The organism is Aeromonas sp. QDB56, from assembly GCF_027705505.1.
In the GTDB taxonomy this organism is placed as follows: domain Bacteria; phylum Pseudomonadota; class Gammaproteobacteria; order Enterobacterales; family Aeromonadaceae; genus Aeromonas; species Aeromonas caviae.
Genome location: NZ_JAPDBZ010000195.1, coordinates 1 through 5,686 on the forward strand (window position 1 = coordinate 1; position 5,686 = coordinate 5,686).

The following is a 5,686-nucleotide window of genomic DNA, read 5'->3' on the forward strand; positions in this document are numbered from 1 at the left end:
GGCATATGGATTTAGGGACTCAGAATACTTTTTTCTGAAAATCAAGGCGGCCTTCCCCGGAAAGCCGCGATGAACCACAAAAAAGGGCCCTGTCGGGCCCTGCGAGGATCCGCCTCTCAGGTGGCGGGTGCCGCACTGCTGGTCGGCAGGGTCTGATTCTGGTAGCGCAGGTCCTCTTCGATGATGACATCGACGTCCAGCGGCTTGCCGTTGCGGATCACCGAGATGGTGAGCTTGGTGCCGGGGCGGCTCTCTACGATCTTGTCCATGACGGGACGCACGCCGGTGATGGCCTCTCCGTTGATCTTGAGCAGCACATCCCCACGTTTGAGACCGGCCTTGGTGGCTGGGCCATTGGGATCCAGGCTCTCCACCACCAACCCCTGCAAGTCCCCCAGGTTCAGCATGCGAGCGACGATGGGATTGATCTCGACGCTGGAGATGCCGAGGTAGCCGCGGATGACCCGACCGTTGGCGATCAGCTCGTCCATGATGCGCTTGGCCAGCTTGTAGGGGATAGCAAAACTGATGCCATAGCTCTCTTGATTGCCGTTGAGGTGGTAGGCGGCGGTATTGATACCCACCAGATCGCCACGGCCATTGACCAGGGCGCCTCCGGAGTTGCCCTCGTTGATGGCGGCATCGGTTTGCAGCAGATCCTGTCTGCCATTGCTGTCCGGCCCCATGCTGGAGAGGCCGATACGCCCGGTGGCGCTGATGATGCCCTGGGTGATGGTCTGGCCGACGTTGTAGGGGTTGCCGATGGCGAGCACCACGTCTCCCACGTCCGGCAGACGATCCGGGTCCTGAGGGATCACCGGCAGGTTGTCCGATTCGATGTAGAGCACCGCCAGATCGGTCAGTTTGTCGGTGCCGACCAGCTCTGCACTGAACACCCGACCATCTTGCAGGGCGACGATGATCTGGTCCGCATCGGCGATGACGTGATAGTTAGTGAGCACGTGACCGCGCTGGTTCATGATGACGCCGGACCCCAGCCCCTGGGGTCTGAGTTCGGCTTTTTCACCGCGATTGCCGGCGAAGCTGCGGGTGTAGATGTTGACGACGGCAGGGCCGGCGCGATGGGCCGCGTAGGAGAAGCTCAGCTCGCGGGCGTTGGTGATGAGGCCCGGCAGGGGAGCGCCGCCGCGAAAATCGGGGAACACCAGCAACAAAAGCGCAGCCATGGCGAGGCCAAAGCCGACGGACTTGCCCAAGTAGCTGATCAGAGGTGGGATTTTCATGTCTTTCTCGTCCGTACAGGCTGCGGGCAGAGAATAACATTATCGATGGATAAAAATCACCCGCGGCGGTTGCCGCGGGTGTGAGGGGCTTAACGGATCACCAAATAGAGCGAGGAGTCGCCGCGCTGAATGTTCAGCGCCAGGACTTCCGGCTTGTTTTTCAACACCTTGGTCAGTTCACCCATGGAGTTGATGCGCTGGCGGTTGACTCCGATGATGATGTCACCCTTCTGCAGGCCGGAGGCGGCTGCCGGTGAGCGGGGATCGATGTCGGAGACTGCCACGCCGGTCACGGGGTCCGTGATGGTGCTCAGCTTGGCCCCTTCCAGGGCCGGATGCAGGGCGCTGGCCAGGATCTCGCTGTCATCCGCCTTCTTCAGGGTGACCTTGACGGTCTGCTCCTTGCCGTCACGAATGAGGCCGAGCGAGATCTGCTTGTCGGCCCCCATGGTGGCGATTTTGGCACGCAGCTCGCCGAAGGAGCGGATGGGCTTGCCATCGATGCTGATGATGATGTCGCCTGCCTTGATGCCTGCCTTGGCGGCAGCGGAGTCAGGCATGACCTGGTTGACGAAGGCACCGTCCTTCTTGTTGTAGCCGAAGGTCTTGGCGATTTCGCTGGTGAGCTCGGTGCCGGTAATCCCCAGCTGGCCACGGCGCACTTCGCCGTATTTCACGATCTGCTCGGAGAGATCGCGCACCATGTTGGACGGGATGGCAAAGCCGATGCCGATGTTGCCGCCGTTGGGGCCCAGGATGGCGGTGTTGATGCCGATCAGCTCCCCGCGCAGGTTGAGCAGGGCGCCGCCCGAGTTGCCGGAGTTGATGGCCGCATCGGTCTGGATGAAGTTCTCCAGATTTTCGATGTTGAGGCCGCTGCGACCCAGGGCGCTGACAATGCCGGAGGTGACGGTCTGGCCCAGGCCGAACGGGTTGCCGATGGCCAGCGCGTAGTCACCGACTCTCAGCTCGTCGGAGTCGGCGAACTTGATCTGCACCAGATCCTCGGCCTTGATTTGCAGCAGGGCGATATCCGACTGTTTGTCTTCCCCTATTTTCTTGGCTGCATACTCACGGCCATCCTTCAGGTTGACCTTGATTTCGTCCGCCTCGTGGACCACGTGGGCGTTGGTGATCACGTAGCCTTTCTTGGCATCGATGATGACGCCGGAACCAAGCGCCTGGAAGGGCTGCTCGCTCACCTGCTCGTCAGGCATGTTGGGGCCGAAGAAGAAGCGGAATTGTTCCGGCAGGCGCTGGCGGGTGATCTTCTTGCCAGAGACGGAGATGTTGACCACGGCAGGGGTCACCTGCTCGAGGACGGGGGCCAGGCTCGGCATCTCCTGGTTGTTCGCCATCAGGGGCAGTGCGGCCTGCGCCGGTGCTGAGGACATGGCGATACCGACACTGAGGGCTAAGACACTGAATACAGAAAGAGATTTACGCATATGAGAAACAGCTCCCAGAAAAAGTTGCAGTGCAATCGTCAAGGTCTGACCACGATAAAGCGTAATTAGTTCAACCGACGATCAGCCCGGCTGCTTGAGCAGGCCGGACGCACCGGCGTAATCGCGGGGAGGAAGGCCCGGCTCCTCGCTGTTGGCGGCATCGCCTGTTTCTTCCACTTCGGGTTCGCGGAACAGTGGTTCCTGTACCTTGGCCAGGAACTTGCTCTGTTCCGCCATATGGCGATAAAGGGTCTGGTACTGTTCGGCCAGTTGCTCCATCAGGGCTGCGCTGTCGGCGAAGTGGGTGGTGATCTGCCCCTGGTAGCTTTCCAGCTCCTTGTGGGCTTTTTTCAGCTCCTGTTCCAGGCGTCCGGCATCCCGGCTACGGACAGAGAAGCGGCCGATCAGCACGCCGATGATCAGGGCGGCGATCGCCAGCAGGATCCCGTTAAACAGAGTCATAGAAGCTCCTTGTTACAGCTAACACGATGAATTTGAAGCGGTCGGATGGACCGCAACGCCTCGTTGGCACTATACCGTGCCCCCCGAGAGCGTGATACCATTTTGTCCCTCATTCAGGGACTTGGAGGCGGTTTACAGGATGACCCCGCAGCAAAAATATCAGCAGGATTTGCAGCGCCCCGGCTTTGTGGCCGATCCGGCCCAGGCCATGGCAGTCGCCCGCCTGGAGCGACTCTATCAGGATCTGTGCGCAAGCCCGACTCCGACCAGATCCCGTGGCCTGCTGGGTTGGCTGCAAAAGCCGAAAACCCGTGACCCCGTCCAGGGGTTATATATGTGGGGCGGTGTGGGCAGAGGCAAGACCTGGCTGATGGATACTTTTTTTGAGAGCCTGCCGGGGGAGCGCAAACTGCGCATCCACTTCCACCGTTTCATGCACCGTGTGCACGACGAGCTCAGAGGGCTGACCGGTCAGTCCGATCCGCTCAAGCTGATCGCCCGCAAGCTGACCGACGAGACCGACGTCATCTGTTTCGACGAGTTTTTCGTCTCGGATATCACGGATGCCATGCTGCTCGGCACTCTGTTCCAGGAACTCTTTGGCCATGGCGTAGTGCTGGTGGCCACATCCAACATCCCCCCTCAGGATCTCTACCGCAACGGGTTGCAGCGTGCTCGCTTCCTGCCTGCTATCGCGCTTATCGAGCGTCACTGCGAGGTGATCAATGTCGATGGCGGTGTCGATTACCGGCTGCGAACCCTGGAACAGGCAGAGATCTATCACTTCCCGCTGGATGAGCAGGCCAGGAGCAACCTGGATCGTTATTTCAGCCAGTTGACCGGGATTGGGCCGGTGACTGCCGCCGCACTGGAAGTCAACCATCGCCAACTGAGTGCACTGGGCGTGGGGGAAGGGGTGCTTTATATGGAGTTTGAACAGCTGTGCTGTACTCCACGCTCCCAGGGCGACTACATCGAACTGGCCCGTGAGTTCCACACCGTCCTGCTGGCCAATGTGCAACCCATGGGCAGCGGCACGGATGACGCGGCCCGCCGCTTCATCGCCATGGTGGACGAGTTTTATGAGCGGCACGTCAAGCTCATCATATCGGCGGCGGTCCCCATGACCGGGCTCTATGGCGAAGGCCTGCTGAATTTCGAATTCAAGCGTTGCCTTTCAAGGCTTCAGGAGATGCAATCGCACGAATACCTTGCCAGAGTGCACCTTCCTTAGTCACAATACCGCGCCTGCCAGTCGGATGGGCATCTGCGGCAGGTAGGGCCGGGCGACATTTGCTAGCTTCATGGCAGTGAAATTAGCAGGTGATATTTAAGGCAACTTCACTTATAATCGCCCGGCCCACGTTACAGCTGTCGATAAGACAGCAACACTTTAAGCTTTACTTGTATTCGAAGGGGTACAGGTAGGCCATCGTTTGTTGTTTGTGGGAGAGCCCCCATAAGCAATTGGGTCTGTAACAGGTAATTGGGTTTAACTTAATGAAAACTTTCGTTGCCAAGCCAGAAACCGTAAAACGTGACTGGTACATTGTGGACGCAGAAGGTAAAACTCTGGGTCGTATCGCAACCGAGATCGCTGCTCGTCTGCGTGGTAAGCACAAAGCCGAGTACACTCCGCACGTTGACACCGGTGACTACATCATCGTTGTAAACGCTGAGAAGGTACACGTAACCGGTAAGAAATTTACCGACAAAATGTACCACGCTCACTCCGGTTTCCCGGGTGGTATCAAGTCCATCAGCTTCGACAAGCTGATTCAGCGTAAGCCGGAAATGGTAATCGAAGCTGCCGTCAAGGGCATGCTGCCGAAGGGCCCGCTGGGCCGTGCCATGTTCCGTAAGCTGAAAGTTTACGCAGGCGCAGAGCACGCTCATGCTGCTCAGCAACCTCAAGTACTGGATATCTAACGGGAACTGGCAACATGGCAGAAAATCAATACTACGGTACCGGCCGTCGCAAAAGCTCCACTGCTCGCGTATTCATCAAAGCGGGTAGCGGTAAAATCGTAATCAACCAGCGCTCCCTGGAGCAATACTTCGGCCGTCCGACTGCCCGCATGGTAGTTCGTCAGCCGCTGGAACTGGTCGAGATGACCGAGAAACTGGATCTGTACATCACCGTTAACGGTGGTGGCATCTCCGGTCAAGCTGGTGCGATCCGCCACGGTATCACTCGTGCTCTGATGCAGTACGACGAGACCCTGCGTTCCGAACTGCGTAAAGCTGGCTTTGTTACTCGTGATGCCCGTAAGGTTGAGCGTAAGAAAGTCGGTCTGCACAAAGCGCGTAAGCGTCCGCAGTACTCCAAGCGTTAATTCGCTTTTGGTACGCACTCTCAGGAGTGTCAAAAAAGCCTGGCAATTTGCCAGGCTTTTTTTATTGGTAATGTTACATGTGGCAATGCTAAGCATACGTCACAAAAGACAAAAAATTGCCTGATTACCCATGACCCTCAGCCAGCTTCAAGAGCCGATATGGCATCGGAGGGCTTGCCACGACTGCATGCCCCAA

The 5,686-nt window shown here is 58.2% G+C and carries 6 protein-coding genes; 3 read left to right on the forward strand and 3 right to left on the reverse strand.

All coding sequences use genetic code 11. The features are described 5' to 3' along the window. Window positions 1-116: 116 nt before the first annotated feature. From degS to OKB81_RS19205, 3 genes are all read right to left on the reverse strand, one after another. On the reverse strand, window positions 117-1,244 hold the full coding sequence (degS, locus tag OKB81_RS19195; protein WP_113069542.1) for an outer membrane-stress sensor serine endopeptidase DegS: 1,128 nt from the start codon (window positions 1,242-1,244) through the stop codon (window positions 117-119). A gap of 89 nt (window positions 1,245-1,333) precedes the next feature. After that, window positions 1,334-2,692 (reverse strand): Do family serine endopeptidase, encoded by a 1,359-nt coding sequence (locus tag OKB81_RS19200; RefSeq protein WP_134996878.1) that lies wholly within the window; start codon window positions 2,690-2,692, stop codon window positions 1,334-1,336. 81 nt (window positions 2,693-2,773) lie between these two features. After that, on the reverse strand, window positions 2,774-3,154 hold the full coding sequence (locus OKB81_RS19205; RefSeq protein ID WP_010675856.1) for a YhcB family protein: 381 nt from the start codon (window positions 3,152-3,154) through the stop codon (window positions 2,774-2,776). Window positions 3,155-3,293: 139 nt separating this feature from the next. Here OKB81_RS19205 and zapE point away from each other — a divergent pair, with 139 nt between their 5' ends. The 3 genes from zapE to rpsI all read left to right on the forward strand — a co-directional run bounded on the left by zapE (window position 3,294) and on the right by rpsI (window position 5,490). Next, a complete protein-coding gene (zapE, locus tag OKB81_RS19210) occupies window positions 3,294-4,388 on the forward strand; it encodes a cell division protein ZapE (RefSeq protein WP_109421762.1) in 1,095 nt (364 codons plus the stop codon). A 266-nt stretch (window positions 4,389-4,654) separates the two neighbouring features. Further along, window positions 4,655-5,083, forward strand: a complete 429-nt coding sequence (gene rplM / locus OKB81_RS19215; RefSeq protein ID WP_005336289.1) for a 50S ribosomal protein L13 — start codon at window positions 4,655-4,657, stop codon at window positions 5,081-5,083. Between the two features lie 14 nt (window positions 5,084-5,097). Then, window positions 5,098-5,490: a 30S ribosomal protein S9 gene (gene rpsI, locus OKB81_RS19220; protein ID WP_005336286.1), complete on the forward strand. Its 393-nt coding sequence runs from the start codon at window positions 5,098-5,100 to the stop codon at window positions 5,488-5,490. Window positions 5,491-5,686: the final 196 nt, after the last annotated feature.